Raw genomic sequence first — 20,417 nt, 5'->3', positions numbered from 1 at the left:
GATCCGAACGCCAGCGGAATCATTCGTGACCGTCGGCGTACGAGTGAATTGCGACGGGCCGGTCGCGACAGTGACGTTGTGCCGGCCCGACGTTCTCAACGCACAGACGCCCGACATGTGGCGGGCGATGTATGACTTCTCCCGGGATCTCCCAGGCGATGTACGGGTCGTGGTGGTGCGGGGCGAGGGTCGGGCCTTTTCCGCCGGGCTCGACCTGTCGGTCGTCAACGACCCGGCGGCAGGGAACTCGCTGGCGGCGCTGGCCGCGCTGTCTCCGGAGGAGTGCGCCGATCGCATTGCCGGATTCCAGGCCGGATTCACCTGGCTGCACCGCCCCGATCTTCTCTCGATCGCGGCGGTGCAGGGGCATGCGATCGGCGCGGGCTTCCAACTCGCCCTGGCCTGCGACTTCCGGGTACTGACCGACGACGCGAGGTTCTCGATGGCCGAGGTCGCGCTCGGCCTGGTGCCCGACCTCGCCGGCACGAAGCGGCTGGTGGACCTGGTCGGCTACGCCCGGGCGCTGGAGATCTGTGTCACCGGTCGACGGATCGACGCGGTCGAGGCCGAGCAGCTCGGCCTGGCCACCGTGGTCGTGCCGCCGGCCGAACTCGACGCGGCGGTCGAGGATCTCGTCGGCGCGATCCTGGCCGGCAACCGGAACGCGGTGGTGGAGATCAAAGCCCTGCTCGCCGGCGCGGCCGGCCGCTCCCCGGCGGCCCAGCAGCGGGCCGAGCGCGAGGCGCAGACCCGCCGCCTGCGTGATCTTGCGGGGGCCGGCGAATAACCGGTCCTGTCAGAGCCGGCGAATAGCCTGGACGCCGACGGCGCGGCAGGTGATTGATCATGGGAGAAGATTCGGGAAGATTCGGGCCGCCACTCCGGTTGTCGTAGTCGTCGAAGAGTGGGAGGTCGTGCGTGGTGAACGGGATGGGCCCTGGCGGCGGCATGGGCGGTTGGGGCATGCTGCGCTCCTTGCGCAACGGCGACGAGGTCACCGCCCACCGGGTCACCCGGCGCGGCGTACGACGGGTCGTCGAGTTCGCCCGTCCCTACCGGCGCGACATCGCAGTGTTCCTGGTCACCGTGGTCTTCGCCGCGGTCATCGGGGTGGCGACACCGGTGCTGGCCGGTGACGTCATCAACGCCATCTCCAAGGGCGGGTCGGACGCCGGCAGCCTGGTGATCCGGCTGGCCCTGGTGATCGCCGGCCTCGCGGTGGTCGACGCACTGCTCTCGCTGGCCCAGCGGTGGTACTCGGCCCGGATCGGCGAGGGGATCATCCTCAACCTGCGGACCCGGGTCTACGACCACGTGCAGCGGATGCCCCTGCAGTTCTTCACCCGGACCCAGACCGGAGCACTGGTCAGCCGGATCAACAACGACGTGACGGGCGCCCAGCGGGCCTTCACCAGCACCCTGTCCGGGGTGGTCAGCAACATCATCCAACTGGTGCTCACCGCCGCCGTCATGTTCACGCTCTCCTGGCAGATCACCGCGCTCTCCCTGGTACTGCTGCCGATCTTCATCATTCCGGCCCGACGGGTCGGCAAGCGCCTGGCGGAGATCACCCGGGAGTCGTACGACCTCGACGCGAAGATGAACGCCACCATGACCGAGCGGTTCGGGGTGGCGGGAGCGCTGCTGGTCAAGCTCTTCGGCCGCCCGGACGTCGAGGCACGGCGGTTCGGGGACCGGGCCGAACGGGTCCGCGACATCGGCATCCAGTCCGCGATGTACTCCCGGACGTTCTTCGTCGCGATGCTGCTGGTCGCCTCGCTGGCCCAGGCGCTGACCTACGGGCTCGGCGGCTGGCTCGCCGTACGCGGCAACGTGAGCGCCGGCACCGTGGTCACCCTCGCCCTCCTGCTGACCCGCCTCTACGGCCCGCTGACCGCACTGTCGAACGTCCGGGTCGACGTGATGAGCGCGCTGGTCTCCTTCGACCGGGTCTTCGAGGTGCTCGACCTCACCCCGTCCATCGCGGAGCGGCCGGACGCCGTGGCCATTCCGCGCGGCGCCGGGCGACTGGAGTTCCGGGACGTCCGGTTCCGCTACCCGAGCGCCGCCGAGGTGTCGCTCGCCTCGCTGGAGGACGTCGCCGCCCTCGACCGGACGGTCAACGAGCCCGTGCTGCGCGGAGTCTCGTTCACCGTCGAGCCGGGGCAGATGGTGGCGTTGGTGGGACCGTCCGGCGCCGGCAAGTCCACCACCTCGATGCTGGTCTCCCGGGTCTACGACGTGACCGACGGACAGGTCCGGGTCGGCGGGGTGGACGTCCGGAACGCCACCGCGGAATCGCTCCGCGACGCGATCGGCGTGGTGACCCAGGACTCGCACCTGTTCCACGAGACGATCGCGGAGAATCTCCGGTACGCCAAACCGGACGCGAGCGACGACGAACTCTGGGCGGCGTTGCGCGGCGCGCAGGTCGAGGAACTGGTCCGGGAACTGCCGGACGGGCTCGACACCATGGTCGGCGAACGCGGCTACCGGTTCTCCGGCGGCGAGAAGCAGCGGATCGCGATCGCCCGGCTGCTGCTGAAGGCGCCGTCGATCGTCATCCTCGACGAGGCCACCGCGCACCTCGACTCGGAGTCCGAGGCGGCGGTGCAGCGGGCGCTCTCGGTCGCGCTGAGCGGTCGTACCGCGCTGGTCATCGCGCACCGGCTGTCGACCGTACGGGAGGCGGACCAGATCCTGGTCATGGACCACGGGCGGGTCGTCGAGCGGGGCCGGCACGACGAGTTGGTGGCGGTCGGCGGCCTGTACGCCGAGCTGTACCGGACGCAGTTCGCGGTGGCCGACTCGCCGGCCCCGTACGCCGACGCGGTCGGCCCCGAGCCGGTGATCACGGTGCCGCGTCCCGACTACGACCCGGTCTGATCCTCCGGGCGCTCACGGTCGGGGTCGAGGTGGTCGCCGCCGGCCGGCCGGTGCGGGTCCACCGCCGCCCGCAGTGCCGCGAACTCGGTGGCCAGTCCGGCCGGCGTGAAGTGCGCGTTGAGTCCGCTCGGATTCGGCAGTACCCAGAGTTCGGCGCCACCGAGCGTCCCGTCCTGGCGGCCGAGGACCGCCGACCGCCGGTCGAACGCGATCCGGTACGCCGTGACGCCCAGCACGGCCACCCAGCGGGGCCGGTAGTGCCGGATCTTGTCGACCAGCCGGCGACCGCCCTCGGCGAGTTCGTCCCGGGTCAGCTCGTCCGCCCGGGCGCTGGCCCGGTCCGCCAGGTTCGTCACGCCCAGCCCGTACCCCAGCAGCTCCGCCTGGTCGGCGGGATCGACCAGGTGCGGGGTGAACCCGCCGCGGTGCAGGGCCGGCCAGAAGCGGTTACCGGGGCGGGCGAAGTGCCGCCCGGTCGCGGCGGAGTAGAGCCCGGGATTGATCCCGCAGAACAGCACGTCCAGATCCGGGGCGATCAGGTCCGGCAGCAGCAGGTCGGCCGCCGCGGCCAACTCGGCCGGGGTCGGGCGGGGCAGCTTCCGCCGGCCCAGCCCGCTCGGTCGGACGGATCCGGTGCCGTCCGGTGCGGTCCGCGACGCCATGCCGACGATCCTGCCCCATCTCCGATCCGGACCGCCCGGTCGGTTCCGCCCGGGTGACCGCAACCACCCGCTGCCCCGGCGGGCCGGCTGCCACACCCCCGGGTGATTCCCGGTCTGGTCACAGACCCCGCAACGCTCCGCCGTCGATCGGGATGGCGACACCGGTCAGGTAGCTGGCGGCGGGGGAGAGGACGAACGCGGCGACCCGGCCGAACTCCGCCGGATCGCCGACCCGGCGCAGCGGGATCTCCGCCTCCGCGTCGGCGCGGGCCCGGTCCGCGTCGCCGGTGGCGGCGAAGAGTTCGCGGTTGCGGTCGGTGAGGATCCGCCCCGGAAGGAGGCTGACCACGCGAACGCCGCGTGGGCCGTACTCGTCGGCCATGTCCTTCGCGGCACCGGCGAGTCCGGGGCGCAGGCCGTTCGAGATGCCGAGGCCCGGGATCGGCGCCCGGACCGAGTTGGACAGCACCAGGCCGATGGCGCCCCCGTCGGGAAGCGCCGCCGCGACGGTCCGGGCGGTCCGCAGCGTGCCGAGGAAGATCGTCTCGAACGAGTTCCGCCACTGCTCGTCGGTCGCCTGGGCGGCGCTGGCCCGGGGTGGCCCGCCGACCGAGACGAGTGCGCCGTCGAGCCGGCCGAACCGGGCCATGGCGGTGTCGACCAGCCGCGCCGCGGTGTCGGGATCGGTCAGGTCGGCGCTCAGGCCCACCGCCCGGTCCTCGCCGCCGAGCTGGCGCGCCGCCTCGGCCACCTGATCGGCGTTCCGGGCCGAGAGCACCACCCGGGCGCCGTCGGCCACCAGGCACCGCGCGGTGGCGAAGCCGAGGCCTTTCGACGCGCCGGTCAACACGTACACCCGGTCCGCGAGTCCGAGATCCATGCACGTCATCCTATGTCGCACGCCCCGCGAACCGGATCTTGGGTTGTCGGGTACCGGAGCGTGCCGGTCGGGTCACCGGTTCCGATCGGACCAGAGCCGGATCCGGCCGGCGAGTTGCAGCACCGTTCCGCCGTCGGTGCGGCGGATCGCCGGCAGTCTGCGCCGCCGTGGCGCCGTCGTCCCGTCGTACCGCCAGAGGGCCTCGCGGACGGCGAGTTCCTCGGCGGCCGGCGCCGGCAGCGGACCCTCGCCCGCCAGTCCGCGGGCCAGGTCCCAGCCGTCCCGCAGCGAACCCTGGGTGGGGCGGGTGGCCGCCCACCGGGCGAAGACGGCGAGCCAGCGTTCACCGAGCCCCGCCGCGAGCAGCGGCCAGTGCCGGGCGACGTCGCCGGCCCGCTTGCGGAGCAGCGCCGAGCGGGCCACCTCGACCAACCGGGCGTCGAATCCCGGCGGTACCGGCGCTCCCGCCGTCAGCGTCGCCACCAGCGCCGCCTGCCGCTCGGCCAGCGTGCCGGCGACGCCGGTCACCCGCTCGGTCGGGTCCTGTTCCGGGATCGGCCCCGGCGCCGGTGGTCCGCCGCTCATGTCACGCGGGGATGGCCGGATGCGGCGGCGATGGCGTCGAGCTCACCGCGGAGGGCCGCCGCCGGTGGATAGTCCCCGTCCCGCTCCAGCAGCAGCGCCGGCGGCCGGTGCCGGGCGGACAGTTCGGCGACCAGTTCGAGCACCACGTCCGGCACCGGGTCGGTGTGCGTGTCGTGGTAGATCCCGTCGTGTGCGGCACCCCCGGCGACGTGTACGTAGCCGACCCGGTCCAGCGGCAGCCGGTCGAGCAGGTCGAGCGGATCGTCGCCCCGGTTGTGGGCGTTGGCGTAGACGTTGGCGATGTCGAGCAGAAGCAGCGCGCCGGTCCGGTCGAGGATCTCGTTGAGGAAGTGGGCCTCGTCCAACTCGTCGTCCGGCCAGTCGAACAGCGCCGCGATCGGCTCCAGGGCGAGCGGTACGGTCAGCTCGGCCTGGACCCGGGTGACGTTCGCGACCACCGCGTCGACCGCCTCCCGGGTACGCGGCAGCGGCAGCAGGTGACCCGCCTCGACCCCGCCGGCCCGGACGAACGCGATGTGTTCGCTGGCCAGGGGCGCGTCCAGCAGTTCGGCGACCCGGGCGAACCGGCTGACCCGTTCCGGCTCGACCGGCTCCGCGCCGCCGAGGGAGAGTCGTACCCCGTGCGGCACGACGGCCACGCCCCGGTCGCGTAGCGCGGCCAGCGCCGGTGGTGCTGGTCCGGTGGCGGGTACCGACTCGGCGACCACCTCGACGAATCGCAGGCCGGGCAGTTCGGCGACGAATCCGGCGATCTCCGGGCGCCAGCCGATGCCCACGCCGTAGCTGTCAGGAATCATCCGGCACCACCTCCGCCGCCATTGTCTCCTCCACCACCACTGTTCCCGCCTCCGCAGGTGCCTGGCCAGGTGTGGTTGTCGGCGTTGCTGTCGAAACCGGTGCTCAGCGGCCCGGCCGCCGTACCGCCTCCTCGACGAGGTCGAGGACGGCGCTGAGGTCGCCGGCCGGGCGGGCCATGGCCAACTGGAGCACCAGGCCGTCGTAGGCCAGTTCCAGGAACCGGGCCAGCGTCTCGATGGGTACGTCGTCGCGCAGCACCCCGGCATCGCGCTGCCGGGCCAGCCGCTCCCGGGTCGCCTCGGCCAGACTCGCCGAGCGTTCGGCCCAGCGCCTGGCGAACGCGGGGTCGGTGCGGAGCCGCCGGGAGACCTCGAGCTGGCTGCCCAGCCAGCCGGTGGTGTCCGGCGAGGTCGCGCCCTCGAGCAGATCGCGCATGACCTGCACCAGACCGTTGCGGGCCACGGTCTCGACCATGGCGGCGGCGTCGTCCTCGGCGACCGCGAGGAAGAGTGAGTCCTTGTCCCGGAAGTGGTGGAAGATGGCTCCCCGGGAGAGCCCGGTCGCCTCTTCGAGCCGCCGCACGGTGGCGCCCTCGTAGCCGTGTCGGGCGAAGCAGGCCCGTGCCGCGCCGAGAATCTCCTGACGGCGGGCGTCGAGCTGGTTCTGGCTTACCCTGGGCACGACCCGATCGTGCCAGGCGGTGACCCGCTATGCAATCCGTACGTACGTCTTGGGTACGCCTCAGCCGTCGCGTCGACCCACCATCAGGGCCTGGGCGCCGCGCCCCACCCGACCGGTGGCATCGGAGAGCACCGTCTCGGCCAGCCCCGAGCCCTGCTGGTCCAGTGTCGTCGCGGCCCGGACGAAGATCCAGTCCCCGGCCGGCTGCCGGTGCAGGTGCACGGTGAGTTCGGTGTTGATGAACCACCAGTCCGCCATGTCCAGCAGTCGGCTCAGTCCGTTCCCCGAGTCGGCGAGCAGCGCGGTGCGTTGCAGCGGACTCGGCTCCTCGCCGGCCACCAGCGGAACCCGTTGCCGCGCCCACACGGCGGCCGGACCCGGCCGCTCGAAGTGCCCCTCGACGAACCGCCACTCGATCGCCCGCAGGTACCCGGTCTGCCAGCGGGGCTCGGTGAACTCGGACGGTGTCGCCGGCCGGGGTGGCGGCGGCACCGGGGCGGCGATCACCTCGGCCGGCAGGCCGACCGGGGTACGGCGGATCCGCCACACCCGGGCCCGCAGCACCGGTCGTCCGGCGGCGGAGAGTTCCGCCTCGACCAGTTCGACCGAACGTCCGGGCCGGGCGAGGGCGGCCCGGACGGTGACCTCGGCGACCGGCACCGCGCCGAGGATCTCCACCGTCAACCGGGTGACCTGGGCCGGTCCGTCGACCGAGGTGTCGACCTGTTCCACCGCGCGGGCCAGCAGGGCGGACGGCGGACCCGCGTGTTGCAGGTCGGCACTCCACGGACCCTGGGTGTGCGCGGTGGCGACGAACCGGTCGGGATCGTCGGTCGGCAGGTAGAACGCGTCGGGCATTCCGGTGATTGTCCTCGGCACGGCGACATTCGCAAGATCGGACGGCTGGCGCCGGCCGATACCATTCCGGCCGTGACGCATGCCACCCCCACGCCGCAGCACGATCCGTCGGCACCGGACGACCCGGTCGTACCGCTGACGGTTGCCGCCGTCCAGGCCGAGGCGGTGCCGGGCGATGTCGCCGGCAACGCCGTCACGGCCGCCCGGTTGGTCGAGCGCGCCGCCCGGGCCGGGGCCCGGTTGGTCGTACTTCCGGAGCTGTTCCTGCCGGCGTACCACCCGCCGGCACTGCGGAACGATCCGGTCGGCACCGACGTGGCCGCCGACGACCGGCAGGTCGTGGCGGACCCCCGGCTCGATCCCCTGGCCGCCGTCGCCCGGGACCACCGGGTGGTCGTACTGGTCGGCGCGGCGGTACGGCATCCGGACGGCCGGCGTACCTGCTCGGCGCTGGTGGTGGACCGGTCGGGCCGGGTGAGCGCCGGATACGCCAAACAGCACCTCTGGGGACCGGACGAGAACGAGCTGTTCACCGCCGGAGAACGCGGCGCGACGCTGCTGGTCGACGGATGGCGGCTCGGCCTCGGCGTCTGCTACGACGGCTGCTTTCCGGAACACGGTCGGGCGGCGGCGGTGGACGGGGCACACGGTTACCTCTGCCCCAGCGGCTACGTGGTCGGCTCGGAGCACCGCCGGGACCTCTACTACCGGGCCCGCGCCCTCGACAACACCATGTACGTCGTCTTCGCCAACGCCGTCGGCGGGGCGGCGCCGTGGCGCTTCAACGGCGGCGCGGCGGTGTACGACCCGGAGGGCCGGTCACTGGGCCGGGCCGGGGACCACGGCGAGGCGGTGGTCGTGGCGCGACTCGACCCGGTGGAGCTGCGCCGGGTTCGGGACGCGCACCGGATGCTCGCCGACCGACGGGCCGATCAGGGTGGGACACGACTGCTGTTTCCCGGCTGAACACCAGTTGTCAGTTCGGGCAAGCCGGTTGTTTACATGGTGGGACTGTTGTCCGACCGGGTGCGTCCCGTACTGTGCGCAAGTGCCGCTGTTGCTCCTCGATCTGGACAACACCCTGCTCGACCGGGCCGGTCCATTCCGAACCTGGGCGCAGGGCTTCCTGGCCGAGATCGGAGCCCCGGAGAGCGACCTCGACTGGCTGCTCTCCGTGGACGCGGACGGCCTGACCAACCGATGGGACGTGGCCGACGCGATCCGCGACCGGTACGGTCTCCGGATTCCCTCCATCGACCTGGTCGAGGCCCTGCACGAGGGTGTGATGGACTACATCCGGCTCGATCCGTTGATCGCCTGTGCGTTACGGATCGCCAACGACGCCGGCTGGGTGCCGGTGGCGGTCACCAACGGGGCGACCCGGCAGCAGGAGCTGAAGATCAGGAACACCGGCCTGGACCGCTATCTCGCGGACTGGGTGATCTCCGAAGAGGTCGGCGTGAGCAAGCCGAACCCGAGGATCTTCGCGCTCGCCGCCGAGCGGGCCCGGATGCGGCTGCGCGGTGCCTGGATGGTGGGGGACAGCCCCGAGGCCGACATCGGCGGCGCCACGGCGGTGGGGCTGCCGAGTGTGTGGCTGCACCGGGGCCGTCGCTGGATGGAACGCCGGTACGCCCCGACCAAGACCGTGGACGGGCTGATCGCTGCGGTCGCCACGGTGCTGGCCGCCTAACTCGGAAATAGACCTACTTCCTCCCGATTAGGGCCGCTTCGCGCAGCGGAGCGACAGGGACTAACCCCCCGCGCCGGATGCCGGTGCGGGTCGCCGGCGGCGGGAAATTACCTTGACGGCCGGTAGAGCCGGCGACGAACATTGCGCGGGTCGGCGCGTACGCCGGTCGGCGAAGGAGCCCGCGAGGGTTCCCGTCGTCGTGCAGAATCCCGGGCATCGCCCGGTCGAGTGGAAGGAGATCCCGGTGGCTGTCTTTGTGCTCCGCTTCCGCCTGCCTTCTTCCGTCTCGACCAAGGGAATTCCGCTGTGCCAACCCGCGATTACGACGACCACCACCTCGGCTCCGCCCGCGCTCGCGGCGGCCGTAGCGCTCGCCGCTTCGACGACGACGAGCCGCGACTACTGAAACGAATGCGGCACGCCGGCACGGCGACCGCCTTCGACACCAACGCCGACACCGACCGCCCGGACAGCGGCGACCGCTGGTCGACCTGGGACCAGGCGGTGCACGGGCCGGCCCCGCATCCCGACTGGCTGGTCACCGAGCTGGCCGCCACCGACACCGAGTTGGGCGTGCTCAAGACCGGCAAGGAAGCCGACGTGCACCTGGTCCGGCGCGGTGTGCCGGGCACCGACCGGACCTGCCTGCTCGCCGCCAAGCGCTACCGCGATCCGGAGCATCGGCTCTTCCACCGGGACGCGGGTTACCTGGAGGGTCGCCGGGTACGCCGGTCCCGGGAGAACCGGGCGATGGAGGGGCGTACGGCGTTCGGCCGGCAGATGATCGCCGGTCAGTGGGCGGCGGCCGAGTTCGCCGCGCTGTCCCGGCTCTGGGAGGTGGGATCCGAGTTCGGCAGCATCGCCGTGCCGTACCCGGTGCAGTTGCTCGGCACCGAGCTGATGCTGGAGTTCGTCGGGGATCCGGTCGAGGGTCTGGCCGCGCCCCGGCTGGCCCAGCTCCGGCCCGATCCGGTCCCGCTGCGGCAACTCTGGGATCAGCTCGTCGACGCGCTGGTCGTACTCGCCCGGGCGGGGTTGGCCCATGGTGACCTGTCGCCGTACAACCTGTTGGTGCACGACGGCCGGCTGGTCCTGATCGACCTGCCGCAGGTGGTGGACGTGGTGGCGAACCCGAGCGGGCGGGAGTTCCTGACCCGGGACGTACGGGTGGTGGCCACCTGGTTCGCGGCGCGGGGTCTGTCCGGCGACCTGGTCGACCCGGGTGTGCTGACGGAGCGGTTGCTGCGGGAGGCGGGGATGCGTTGAGGTGTTCCCGGCGGCGGCCCGGTGGGGCCGCCGCCGGTCACTGGAGGTACTTCTCGACCTCGTTGACGCTGCGGTTCCCGGTCGTGTCCGGATCTGTGCCGGCCTGGCGGGCGGCCCGGCGTCGGCGGAGCAGGTCCCAGCACTGGTCGAGGGACTCCTCCAGCTCCCGTAGCCGGGTCCGGTCCTCGTCGCTGGAGCCTTCGACCTGCTGGGCGTGGCCGCGCAGCCGGTGCTCCTCGTCGACGAGTTCGGTGATCCGGCTCAGTATCGTGCTGTCGTCCATGCCCAGGATCCTGGCACAGTGCCGACCCTGCCGCCCACCTTCCGGGTAGTGGGTCCGGGTCGGGGCGGTCGGCGGCCCTGCCGGTCCGGCCGGGGAACATAGACGGGATTCATTGACACGGCCGTGGCCGGCTCCTATCGTGACCCGGGAAAGCGCTTTCCGAAATGCGGGTGGAACAGCGTCTTCGACAACTCCGGCGCACCGGAGACGCCCGGCCCGGTGATCGAACCGCATCCGTACCACTCGTACCAGTTCGACTCCACCATCCGGCTGCCAGGCCCGGTCCGGACCCGGGCCGGCAGCGGGCAGATCGCCGGCTGATCGAATCGTCGGCTGGCCCGACCCTCGCCCGACCAGGTCGAATGTTGACCGGTCGGTCCCGGGCCAGCCGAGGCGGACGGTCGGGAGGTGGGTCCCGGCCGACCGTCAGCGAGTGCCCCCGCGCGACGTCCGCGCGGGGGCACTCCGCGTGTTCGGACACTGACGCCCGCTGCCATTTGGTCATTTCACTCCCACCGGGTTGTCCATTTGATATGAACTACCAAACCTGGTGCCGAACCGCCCGCAGATCGGGCATTCTCGATGCCAGGGAACAGCCCTGTCCTCAGGGGACCAGACCCGGAACGGAAAGAGCCAGCATCATGGATCAAGCTATGTTGCCGACATCGCTGCGGGAGGCCGTCACGGTCACCACGGCCGGGGCCACCGGAGTGGCCCGGATGGTGATCCAGGGCCTGCTCGAGCTGATCGACGACCCCGCCGCCGCGAACGAGGCGACGGAGTTCCTGACAGCCCGGCTGCCCGGTTACGCGCCGATGTGGCACATCGCCAACGCGGTACGCTCCGACGAGCCGGCCGAGGCGCTGCGCCGGATCCGGGCCGAACTGGACCATGCCGTCGAGAACACCGTGAAGGCGGCGGTCACCTGGGTCGACGAGCGGGGTGGACCGGTCACCTCCGCACCCAGCAGCTCGATCGTCGGCCAGGTGCTGGCCCAACTGCCGGCGGAGACCCGTACCGGCGAACCCGTGATCGCGCTGGCCGGCGCCGACGCGATCGGCCCGACCACGGTGCTCAACATCCGGGGCACCCGGGAGCTGGCGCAGCGGCTGCCGACCCTGGTCGTCACCACCGCGCTCAAACTGGTCCCGGCACCGGTCTTCGACCGGCTCGGCGCGCCCGTGTTCGAGCACATCCCACTCGCCAGCTTCGTCGGCGTGGTGCTCGACGGTGAGATCCTGACCCCGGGAGAGGTTGGCCGCCGAGCCGCGGAACTGCGTGAGTGATCCAGCATGGCCACCCCTGGCGACCCGGAGATACCCGCCTTCCTGTCGAAGCTCCCCCGTAAAAGGTCCCTGTACGCCACGGACACCTACTTTCGGGAGAGCTTCGAAGACCTCGCCACGATCGGCGCTGGACGTGTAGAGCAGTTCTGCCACGACCACGCGCTGCTGCTGCTGAAGCCGGACGCGGTGGTCACCCGACGGCTCGGTGCGGTGCTGCACTGGGTGCTGGCGTACGGGTTCACCATCGTCTGGGCGGCGACGGTGACGGTCGACCGGCACGGCATCCGGGCACTGTGGCAGTACGGCCTGAACGCGGCCAGCCGGGACCGCCGGGATGCCGCCGACCTCTACGTGACGGCGTGCGAGTGCCTGCTCCTGCTGCTCGCCCTGCCCGGACGTCCCGAACCGGCGTCGCTGCTGCTCAGCACGGCAAAGGGGCCGGCCGACCCGGTCCGGTGCCGGCCCGGACAGCTCCGCTACGACGTCGGCAGCTTCAACTACCAACTGAACCTGGTCCACGCCGCCGACGAACCAGCCGACCTGCTGCGGGAACTGGCCGTGCTGTGCAACCACGAGACCCGGGCCGCCATCTACCGGCGCAGCCTCGAGCGTGGGACCGGACCGTCCTCGGCCGGTCGATCGGAGGCGTTCGCCCTGGTCGACCGGCTGGAGGCGGCCACTCCCGAGGTCGACCTCGAACTGGACCAGACCCTGTGGGAGCTGGCGGCGGCGGCCGACGCCCGCCGGTACGGCGATTCGGGGACGGCGGCCCGGGAACTGTCGTCACTGCTCGGCCAGGTACGGAAACGGGGCTCGCGGGACTGGCGCGAGGTCGTCCGGCTGGCCGAGTCCAGCGGTGTGCCGATCAGCCGCTGGCAACGGATCGTGCTCGCCACCCACCTGCTCGACCCGTACCTGCCCGGCACGACGAGCCTGCTCCCGGACGCGTCCAACGCCCCCTGAGCCGGCACACCGAGCCGGGGCTCACAACACCCGGGTCACCCGCTCGGCCTCGCGGCGGTCCGCGAGCCGGGCGGGGTCGAGGTTCGCGCAGAGCACCACCGAGGCACCGGCCGCGAGCGGCGCCAACAGCCACTTCACCGGATGCTCGTGCTCGGCCGCGTCGATCAGGATCCGGTCGCCCAACTGGAAGTCGAGGATCGAGGCGAGTTCCCGGGCCAGGTTGCCCCACTGCTCGTAGCTGGTGCCGTCGACACTCGCGGCGTCGGCCCGGTCGACCGGCACGTGGGGGCGCAGATTCGGGTCGTGTCCGCGTACCTCGGCGACGTAGTCGCGGTAACCCTCCGGTACGTCGGCATCGTCCAGCGACGCCGCGCCCGGCGCGAAGCCGAGCACGAACCGGTGCCGGCCCTCGGGCACGTCCTCGAGCCAGCTGCCGACCCGGTTCCGCGCCACGTACGTGACGTCGAACGGCCCGGCCGAGCCCACGCCGATCCGGGGCAGTCCGGCCGTGGCGATGCCCTCGAAACTCACCGACATCCCGGCCGACCAGGTGCCGAGCAGCACGGCGGCGGTCTGCCAGTGCGGTGGCAGCAGTACTGCGGCCCGATCGCCCGGCCGCAACCCACAACCGTGGTGCAGCAGGTTCGTCGTCCGGGTGACCCACTCGCCGAGCGCCGACGCGGAGAGCTCGGTACGCTCGCCGGTCGCGTCGTCGTAGTAGGTGAGCACCGGTCGGTCCGGGTCCGCCGCCAACGCGCCCGCAAGAGGCACCGGCACCGCCACATCAGGCTGCTTCATCGACTACTCCGTAGGTGTGTGGGTGTAAGGAAGGGGCCCTTCTTATCGTATTTTGCATAGGCGGGGCCCCTTCTTAACCACTCAGTCGATGCTGAGCACGAGTTTGCCGCGGCCGTGCCCGGTCTCCACGTCGCGGTGGGCGTCGGCGGCACGGTGCAGCGGCAGGGTCCGGCGGACGTGGATCCGCAGCCGGCCCCGGGCGTACAGGTCGACGAGTTCGGCCAGCCGTCGCGCCGAGCGGAGGTTCGGGGTCACCGAGATGCCGAGTTCTCCGGACCGGGCGTGCTCGACCAGGGTGAGGATCCGTTTCCGGTCCGCCACGACCTCCAGCGAGACCTCTAGGGCGTCGCCGCCCGCGCCGTCGAGCGCGGCGTCCACCCCGTCCGGCGTGAGCGCGCGGACCCGGTCCAGCAGCCCGGCCCCGTACGCCACCGGGGTCGCGCCGAGCGACCGCAGGTAGTCGTGGTTCTCCACACTGGCGGTGCCGATCACGATCGCCCCGGCAGCCACGGCGAGCTGCACCGCCACGGTCCCGACCGCGCCGGCCGCGCCGTGGATCAGGACGGTCTCGCCCCGGTCGATCCGCAGTTCGGCGAGGGCGATGTGTGCGGTCTGCGCTCCGGCGCTGAATCCGCCGGCCACCTCCCACGGCATGCCCTCGGGCTTGGCGGTGATCTGGTCGACGGGAATCACCAGGTATTCGGCGTAGCAGCCGAGCTGACCGAAGCCGAGCACCTCGGCGCCGACCGCGACGCCGCTGACATCCGGTCCGAGCTGGTCCACGATCCCGGCGAACTCGTTGCCCGGCACCTTCGGAAACCCCGGCGTCACGCCCGGCGGAGTCCAGCCGCCCCGGACCGCGCAGTCGTACGGCTGCACACCGGCCGCCCTGACCCGGATCCGTACCTGCCCGGCCCCGGGAACCGGCGTCGGCAACTCCAACAGCCGGAGTACCTCTGGACCGCCGTACTCGGTAAAGCCCGCTACCCGCATGTCACATCCTCCTCGGTTCTCAGGGAGCCGAGTCTTCGCCCTCAATGTTGGTTGAGGTCAATCCCGGAGGGCCGGGCCGACGGGTGCGGAGCCAGCGGCTGACAAACGGGCCGGGCCGACGGGTGCGGAGCCAGCGGCTGACAAACGGGCCGGGCCGGCCTCCCAAGGGGGAGACCGGCCCGGCCGGGCATCGCGGCTGCGGTGGAACTCAGGCGGCGAGCATCTTGCGCAGGACGTACCGCAGGATCCCGCCGTGCCGGTAGTAGTCGGCCTCGCCGGGGGTGTCGATCCGGAGCACCGCGTCGAACTCGACCCCGGTGTCCGTGGTGACGCAGACGGTAGGCGGGATCTGTCCGTCGTTGAGCGCGGTCACCCCGCTGATCGAGAACGTCTCGGTACCGGTCAGCCCCAGCGACTCCGCGTCGCTGTCGGCCGGGTACTGCAGCGGAAGCACGCCCATGCCGATCAGGTTCGACCGGTGGATCCGCTCGTACGACTTGGCGATGACCGCCCGTACGCCGAGCAGCATGGTGCCCTTGGCCGCCCAGTCCCGCGACGATCCGGAGCCGTACTCCGTACCGGCCAGGATCACCAGCGGAATGCCCGCCTCCTGGTATGCCGTCGAGGCGTCGTAGATCGTGGTCTGTTCGCCGGTCAGGTGGTTGACCGTGAACCCGCCCTCGACTCCGGGCACGAGTTGGTTGCGGAGCCGGATGTTGGCGAAGGTGCCCCGGATCATCACCTCGTGGTTGCCGCGCCGCGAACCGTACGAGTTGAACTCGTGCCGGGCCACGCCGTGGTCCGCCAGGTACTTTCCGGCCGGCGAGTCGGCCTTGATCGAGCCGGCCGGGGAGATGTGGTCCGTGGTCACCGAGTCGCCGAGCTTGGCCAGCACCCGGGCGCCCGCGATGTCCACGACCGGCGTCGGTTCCCGGTCCATGCCCTCGAAGTACGGAGGCTTCCGGACGTACGTCGACTCGCCGGCCCAGGCGAAGGTGTCGCCCTCCGGGGTGGGCAGTGCCCGCCACTGCTCGTCCCCGGCGAAGACGTCGGCGTAGTCCTTGGTGAACATCTCGCTGCGCAGCGCGCTGGCGATCACCTCGTCGATCTCGGCGGAGTTCGGCCAGATGTCCCGCAGGTAGACGGGCTGCCCGTCGGCGCCGGTGTCGATCGGCTCGTTGGCCAGGTCGATGTCCATCGTGCCGGCCAGCGCGTACGCCACCACCAGCGGCGGGGACGCCAGGTAGTTCATCTTGACGTCCGGGTTGATCCGGCCCTCGAAGTTCCGGTTGCCCGACAGCACCGAGACCACCGACAGGTCGTGTTCATTCACCGCCGCCGAGACCTCCTCGGGCAGCGGGCCCGAGTTGCCGATGCAGGTGGTGCAGCCGTAGCCGACCAGGTGGAAGCCGAGCTTCTCCAGATATGGCGTGAGGCCGGCGCGCTCGTAGTAGTCCATCACGACCTTGGAGCCCGGGGCGAGGGTGGTCTTCACCCACGGCTTGCGGGACAGCCCCCGGTCGACGGCGTTCCGGGCGAGCAGTGCCGCGCCGATCATCACCTGCGGGTTGGAGGTGTTGGTGCAGGAGGTGATGGCGGCGATCACGACCGCGCCGTGGTCGAGTTCGTACTCCACCCCGTCGTCGCCGGTGACCCGGACCGGGTTGCTGGCCCGGCCCTTCGCTCCGGTGGCCGCCGAGACCAGGTCACGGGGCGCGTCGGCCGGGTCGTTGACGCCGTTGGCCGGCGGGTCACTGGCGGGGAAGGACTCCTCGCTGGCCTCGTCGGCCGGGCCCTGCGCTCCGTCGCCGCCGTCGCCGACGTAGTCGATCAGAGCGCCCCGGAACAGCGTCTTGGCGTTGCCCAGCGGCACCCGGTCCTGCGGGCGCTTCGGGCCGGCCAGTGACGGCTCGATGGTGGAGAGGTCGAGTTCGAGCCGCTCGCTGTAGTCGGGCTCGGCGGCCGGGTCGTGCCACAGGCCCTGTTCCCTGGCGTACGCCTCGACGAGCGCGACCTGCTGCTCGGTGCGGCCGGTCAGCTTCAGGTAGCGGACGGTCTCCTCGTCGATCGGGAAGATCGCGACGGTGGAGCCGTACTCGGGGGACATGTTGCCGATGGTGGCCCGGTTGGCCAGCGGCACGGCGCTCACGCCGGGGCCGTAGAACTCGACGAACTTGCCGACCACCCCGTGCTTGCGGAGCATCTCGGTGATGGTCAGCACCAGGTCGGTGGCGGTGGTGCCGGCCGGCGCCTCGCCGTGCAGCTTGAACCCGACCACCCGGGGGATGAGCATGCTGACCGGCTGGCCGAGCATCGCCGCCTCGGCCTCGATGCCGCCGACGCCCCAGCCCAGCACGCCCAGGCCGTTGACCATGGTGGTGTGCGAGTCGGTGCCGACCACGGTGTCCGGGTACGCCTGGCCGTTCCGCTCCATGATCGTCCGAGCCAGGTACTCGATGTTGACCTGGTGCACGATGCCGGTGCCGGGCGGAACGACCTTGAACTCGTTGAACGCGGTCTGGCCCCAGCGCAGGAACTGGTAGCGCTCCTTGTTGCGCCCGTACTCCAGTTCGACGTTGCGGGCGAAGGCGTCCTGCCGGCCGAACAGGTCGGCGATGACCGAGTGGTCGATGACCAGCTCGGCCGGGGCCAGCGGGTTGACCTTGGTGGGGTCGCCGCCGAGGTCGCGGACCGCCTCGCGCATGGTGGCCAGGTCGACCACGCAGGGCACGCCGGTGAAGTCCTGCATCAGGACCCGGGCCGGGGTGAACTGGATCTCCACGCTCGGCTCGGCGGTCGGGTCCCAGTCGCCCAACTGCCGGATGTGTTCGGCGGTGATGTTCGCGCCGTCCTCGGTGCGGAGCAGGTTCTCCAACAGGATCTTCAGGCTGTACGGCAGGCGTTCGTGCCCGGCCACCGTGCCGATCCGGAAAATCTCGTAGCTCGCGTCTGCGACGCGTAGCTGGCTCTTCGCACCGAAGGTGTCGAGGCTCGCCACGTCGTACTCCTTCACGCTGTCTTCGTCCCGGCCCGCGCCGTCCGGTCCGGCGGCTCGTCCGGGCTGCCTCCCGACCGGCGGGCGACCGGGCGTAGTCCTGAGCAGTCTTTCCTACCTATTACCAGGCCATCCGGCTCAGGTAACCCTTACCGATGTTTGCATCCAACAAAACCGTACGTCCGTCTTGCTATTAGCGCAAGCCCGTCCCACCGCTCGGCAGCCCGGAGCCGCACCGGCCGCCAACATGCCGCCGTGCCATCCGACGGCGGTGGATCGATCGAGTCGGACACCGGTTCCGAAACCGGGCACCGGGCGAGAAGGGCCGCGGGAGCGGGCCCAGGTCGATGAACGCGTCAGTCCGGAGTGGACGGCGTCGTGGTCGCCTCGGCGTGCCGCTCTCGCAGCCGGTCGCGAATCTGTTCCGGGGTGTACGCCCGGCGCCGCCGTTCGGCCCGAGCCAGCACCACCCCGGTGGCCGCGACCCCGACGAAGCTTGCCACTCCGATTACCTTCCACCAGCGCATCCGCCTAGGGTAGTCGGAGGCTTGCGACGAGTGGGCGGACCTAGGTGGGGACATGACCGAGGAGAGCAGCGAACTCAGTCTCGACGAGGCGATCGAGCTGACCCGTACCGGCGATGTCTGGGTCTTCCGGGGCCGCAGTGTGCCGGATCGGGCGATCCAGTTCACCACGAACAGTCCGGTGAACCATGTCGGAATGTCTGTGGTCATCGAGGACCTGCCGCCGTTAATGTGGCACGCCGAGCTCGGCCGGTCATTGCCCGACATGTGGTCGGGCAACCACCACCGCGGCGTGCAGTTGCACGACCTGCGGGACGCGGTCCGGGTGTGGGGAAACCGTTACGGCCAGCGCGGCTGGCTGCGGCAACTCGAACCACCGGCCGATCAGGAGATGGAGAACGGGGTGCTGCGTACCATCGCCCGCCTGGACGGAACGCCTTTTCCGTCCACCGCCCAACTCGCCTGGCGATGGCTGCGCGGACGGGCACCGGCCGTCCGTGACCGCCAGCCGAGTGAGAGCACCCTGGAGACGGCGTACTGTGCCGAGGTCGTCGCGGTCACGTACCAGGCGATGGGTCTGCTGCCGGCCGGACGGCGCCCGAGCTGGTACGACCCGGGACGGTTCTGGAGCGGCGACGACCTGGAACTCTCCGCCGGGGCGCGGCTCGGCAGCGAGATCGCGGTCCGGATTCCGACTCGGTGAGCACGCCCGAGTCGAGTCGACCGCGGTTGCTCGCGTCGGCGCCGTGGATCGTCGTCCTCGCCGGTGTCCTGGTGATGACGGTGCTGTTCGTCATCACCACCGGATACCTCTCCGCCGACCGGCGGTCCTCGGGCGCGCCCGAGCCGGTCTGGCCGTTCGAGCCGGGCACCACGACCTCCCCGTTGGCCTCCGCCGCCGACCCGGCCGGTCCCAGCGCGTCCCCGGGCGCCGAGGACCGGTCGACGGGACCCGACGCCCGGCCGTCGCGGGCCGCGGTGACGCCGGCCCGGACCAGGCCGCCCCGGACCACCGCACCGGGTGCCCGGCCGACCTCCGCCGCTCCGCCAGCCGCGCCGCAGGCCGAACTGACCGGCCGGTACCGGGTGCTGGCCGACTACCGCGACTCGTTCGTCGGTGAGGTGCTGGTCCGCAACGTGTCCGGTACGGCGGGGGTGTGGACGGTCGAACTGCGTTTCCCCGACGAGGTCGACGACCTGCGTGGGTTCTGGGCCGAGGGGGCGCCCCAGCCGACGGTGCAGCGCTCCGACGGCCGGTACGTCTTCAAGGGCAGCACACTGGCCGGCGGTGGCTCCGTGCCGCTGCGGTTCCACTTCGAGCGCAGGGGTTACCGGGAGACCCCGAACAGTTGCGCGGTGAACGGCCGGGCCTGCGAGCTTGGCTGACCGTTTCCAGCGGACGTCGACGACAACGGCGCACCGGCCGGCCGTACCGGCGTCACCGACCGCGCCGACGTCACCGGCACCGTCCATCCTGGAACGCGCGCACGGATTGCCGCCGGCCGGAGGACTGCGCCGTCATCCTTCCCGGTGGACCTGCGGGGCAGGCCCCTCCAGAGGAGTCCGCCCGGGGGCGTGTATCCCGTCGAGCAGGATCGTGACGACTCGACGCCACCCGTCCGGCCCTGCGTCGACGCCGAGGCAGTGGTCGGTGTCCAGGGCCGCGCGGGAGCAGATCATGATGTCCTGCCAGGTGACGTCCGCACGCAGGTGACCGGCCGTGCGCGCCCGCTCGGTCAGCCGGATGACGGCATCCTGCAACGCGGCGGTCCGCTCCGCGAGTTCCGGTGACGGGGGCCTGTCACACGCCGCGGTGACCTCGGCCAGTCCGCGGCTGTCCCGGTGCGCCCCGGCCAGCTCCATCACGAACTCCGCCAGCCCCTCCCAGGCATCGGCGCGGTCCATACAAACCCGCGCGGTGTCGCACAACTCGTCGTAGAGGCCGAGCACCACGGCGTCGAGCAGCGCTTCCTTGGTGCCGAAGCGCCGGTACAGCGTGCCCACCCCCACGCCCGCCGCCTTCGCGATGTCCAGAGCCGAGACGTCGAGCCCGCGCGAGGCGATCGCCTCCCGCGTCGCGATGATCAGCTGGCGTCGGTTGTGCCGTGCGTCCGCACGGACGTCGGGCACCGGGTCCAGATCAGGCATCCCCCGAGCCTACCATAAACGGACGTCTATCGTCCGATTGTGCTGGGTGTGACCGGCGGGCATCGGCCGTCGCGTCGACTCCGGACCCGACCGTGCC

At 71.6% G+C, this 20,417-nt stretch carries 22 protein-coding genes; 10 read left to right on the top strand and 12 right to left on the bottom strand.

All coding sequences use genetic code 11. The features are described 5' to 3' along the window. Nucleotides 1–25: 25 nt before the first annotated feature. Nucleotides 26–787, top strand: coding sequence for an enoyl-CoA hydratase/isomerase family protein (locus I0C86_RS18670; RefSeq protein WP_196202526.1), 762 nt, complete (start codon nt 26–28; stop codon nt 785–787). A 143-nt stretch (nt 788–930) separates the two neighbouring features. Then, nucleotides 931–2,886: an ABC transporter ATP-binding protein gene (locus tag I0C86_RS18665; protein ID WP_196202563.1), complete on the top strand. Its 1,956-nt coding sequence runs from the start codon at nt 931–933 to the stop codon at nt 2,884–2,886. Here the strand turns inward: I0C86_RS18665 and mug are convergent. From mug to I0C86_RS18635, 6 genes are all read right to left on the bottom strand, one after another. Then, on the bottom strand, nt 2,871–3,548 hold the full coding sequence (gene mug, locus I0C86_RS18660) for a G/U mismatch-specific DNA glycosylase (protein WP_196202525.1): 678 nt from the start codon (nt 3,546–3,548) through the stop codon (nt 2,871–2,873). The two genes, I0C86_RS18665 and mug, sit on opposite strands and share 16 nt — an antisense overlap. A 118-nt stretch (nt 3,549–3,666) precedes the next feature. Continuing rightward, nucleotides 3,667–4,428 carry an SDR family oxidoreductase gene (locus tag I0C86_RS18655; RefSeq protein WP_196202524.1) on the bottom strand — a complete coding sequence of 254 codons (762 nt, stop codon included), beginning with the start codon at nt 4,426–4,428 and terminating at the stop codon, nt 3,667–3,669. A gap of 72 nt (nt 4,429–4,500) precedes the next feature. After that, complete coding sequence (locus I0C86_RS18650) at nt 4,501–5,013, bottom strand: hypothetical protein (RefSeq protein WP_230394369.1); 513 nt, start codon at nt 5,011–5,013, stop codon at nt 4,501–4,503. Further along, a complete protein-coding gene (locus tag I0C86_RS18645) occupies nt 5,010–5,831 on the bottom strand; it encodes a DUF692 domain-containing protein (protein WP_196202523.1) in 822 nt (273 codons plus the stop codon). Before I0C86_RS18645 ends, I0C86_RS18650 begins: the two co-directional genes overlap by 4 nt. Before the next feature lie 103 nt (nt 5,832–5,934). After that, entirely contained in the window at nt 5,935–6,513 is a 579-nt protein-coding gene (locus I0C86_RS18640; protein WP_196202522.1) for a TetR/AcrR family transcriptional regulator, read from the bottom strand. Between the two features lie 60 nt (nt 6,514–6,573). After that, the gene (locus I0C86_RS18635; RefSeq protein WP_196202521.1) at nt 6,574–7,371 is read right to left on the bottom strand and encodes a thioesterase family protein; all 798 of its coding nucleotides are present in this window, start codon (nt 7,369–7,371) and stop codon (nt 6,574–6,576) included. A 72-nt stretch (nt 7,372–7,443) separates the two neighbouring features. On the opposite strand from I0C86_RS18635, the gene I0C86_RS18630 reads away from it, so the two are divergent. From I0C86_RS18630 to I0C86_RS18620, 3 genes are all read left to right on the top strand, one after another. Continuing rightward, nucleotides 7,444–8,337 (top strand): carbon-nitrogen hydrolase family protein, encoded by an 894-nt coding sequence (locus tag I0C86_RS18630; protein WP_196202520.1) that lies wholly within the window; start codon nt 7,444–7,446, stop codon nt 8,335–8,337. Nucleotides 8,338–8,419: 82 nt separating this feature from the next. Continuing rightward, a complete protein-coding gene (locus tag I0C86_RS18625; RefSeq protein WP_196202519.1) occupies nt 8,420–9,064 on the top strand; it encodes an HAD family hydrolase in 645 nt (214 codons plus the stop codon). 306 nt (nt 9,065–9,370) lie between these two features. Continuing rightward, complete coding sequence (locus I0C86_RS18620; RefSeq protein WP_407676318.1) at nt 9,371–10,330, top strand: serine protein kinase RIO; 960 nt, start codon at nt 9,371–9,373, stop codon at nt 10,328–10,330. Between the two features lie 37 nt (nt 10,331–10,367). Here the strand turns inward: I0C86_RS18620 and I0C86_RS18615 are convergent, their stop codons facing one another. After that, a complete protein-coding gene (locus I0C86_RS18615; RefSeq protein ID WP_196202518.1) occupies nt 10,368–10,613 on the bottom strand; it encodes a DUF2630 family protein in 246 nt (81 codons plus the stop codon). 123 nt (nt 10,614–10,736) lie between these two features. Here I0C86_RS18615 and I0C86_RS18610 point away from each other — a divergent pair, with 123 nt between their 5' ends. From I0C86_RS18610 to I0C86_RS18600, 3 genes are all read left to right on the top strand, one after another. After that, a complete protein-coding gene (locus tag I0C86_RS18610; protein WP_196202517.1) occupies nt 10,737–10,934 on the top strand; it encodes a hypothetical protein in 198 nt (65 codons plus the stop codon). Between the two features lie 332 nt (nt 10,935–11,266). Then, the gene (locus I0C86_RS18605; protein WP_196202516.1) at nt 11,267–11,899 is read left to right on the top strand and encodes a hypothetical protein; all 633 of its coding nucleotides are present in this window, start codon (nt 11,267–11,269) and stop codon (nt 11,897–11,899) included. A 6-nt stretch (nt 11,900–11,905) separates the two neighbouring features. Continuing rightward, entirely contained in the window at nt 11,906–12,862 is a 957-nt protein-coding gene (locus tag I0C86_RS18600) for a nucleoside-diphosphate kinase (protein ID WP_196202515.1), read from the top strand. 21 nt (nt 12,863–12,883) lie between these two features. On the opposite strand, the gene I0C86_RS18595 is transcribed toward I0C86_RS18600, so the two are convergent. From I0C86_RS18595 to I0C86_RS18580, 4 genes are all read right to left on the bottom strand, one after another. Further along, nucleotides 12,884–13,660: a TIGR03089 family protein gene (locus tag I0C86_RS18595; RefSeq protein WP_196202514.1), complete on the bottom strand. Its 777-nt coding sequence runs from the start codon at nt 13,658–13,660 to the stop codon at nt 12,884–12,886. A gap of 81 nt (nt 13,661–13,741) precedes the next feature. Beyond that, a complete protein-coding gene (locus tag I0C86_RS18590; protein ID WP_196202513.1) occupies nt 13,742–14,653 on the bottom strand; it encodes an NADP-dependent oxidoreductase in 912 nt (303 codons plus the stop codon). Between the two features lie 208 nt (nt 14,654–14,861). Beyond that, nucleotides 14,862–17,666, bottom strand: coding sequence for an aconitate hydratase (locus tag I0C86_RS18585; RefSeq protein WP_196202512.1), 2,805 nt, complete (start codon nt 17,664–17,666; stop codon nt 14,862–14,864). A gap of 338 nt (nt 17,667–18,004) precedes the next feature. After that, nucleotides 18,005–18,151 carry a hypothetical protein gene (locus I0C86_RS18580; RefSeq protein WP_196202569.1) on the bottom strand — a complete coding sequence of 49 codons (147 nt, stop codon included), beginning with the start codon at nt 18,149–18,151 and terminating at the stop codon, nt 18,005–18,007. 76 nt (nt 18,152–18,227) lie between these two features. Between I0C86_RS18580 and I0C86_RS18575 the strand changes: the two genes are divergently transcribed. Both I0C86_RS18575 and I0C86_RS18570 read left to right on the top strand, forming a co-directional pair. Continuing rightward, nucleotides 18,228–18,875, top strand: coding sequence for a hypothetical protein (locus I0C86_RS18575; protein ID WP_196202511.1), 648 nt, complete (start codon nt 18,228–18,230; stop codon nt 18,873–18,875). Beyond that, the gene (locus tag I0C86_RS18570) at nt 18,872–19,558 is read left to right on the top strand and encodes a cellulose-binding protein (protein ID WP_196202510.1); all 687 of its coding nucleotides are present in this window, start codon (nt 18,872–18,874) and stop codon (nt 19,556–19,558) included. Before I0C86_RS18575 ends, I0C86_RS18570 begins: the two co-directional genes overlap by 4 nt. Nucleotides 19,559–19,690: 132 nt before the next feature. Here the strand turns inward: I0C86_RS18570 and I0C86_RS18565 are convergent, their stop codons facing one another. Next, nucleotides 19,691–20,320 carry a TetR/AcrR family transcriptional regulator gene (locus tag I0C86_RS18565; protein WP_196202509.1) on the bottom strand — a complete coding sequence of 210 codons (630 nt, stop codon included), beginning with the start codon at nt 20,318–20,320 and terminating at the stop codon, nt 19,691–19,693. Between the last annotated feature and the right edge of the window lie 97 nt (nt 20,321–20,417).

The sequence above is a fragment of the Plantactinospora alkalitolerans genome (assembly GCF_015690345.1).
GTDB lineage: Bacteria > Actinomycetota > Actinomycetes > Mycobacteriales > Micromonosporaceae > Plantactinospora > Plantactinospora alkalitolerans.
The sequence above is the reverse complement of the archived record's forward strand: the minus strand, read 5'-3'. Positions and strand labels throughout refer to the sequence as shown.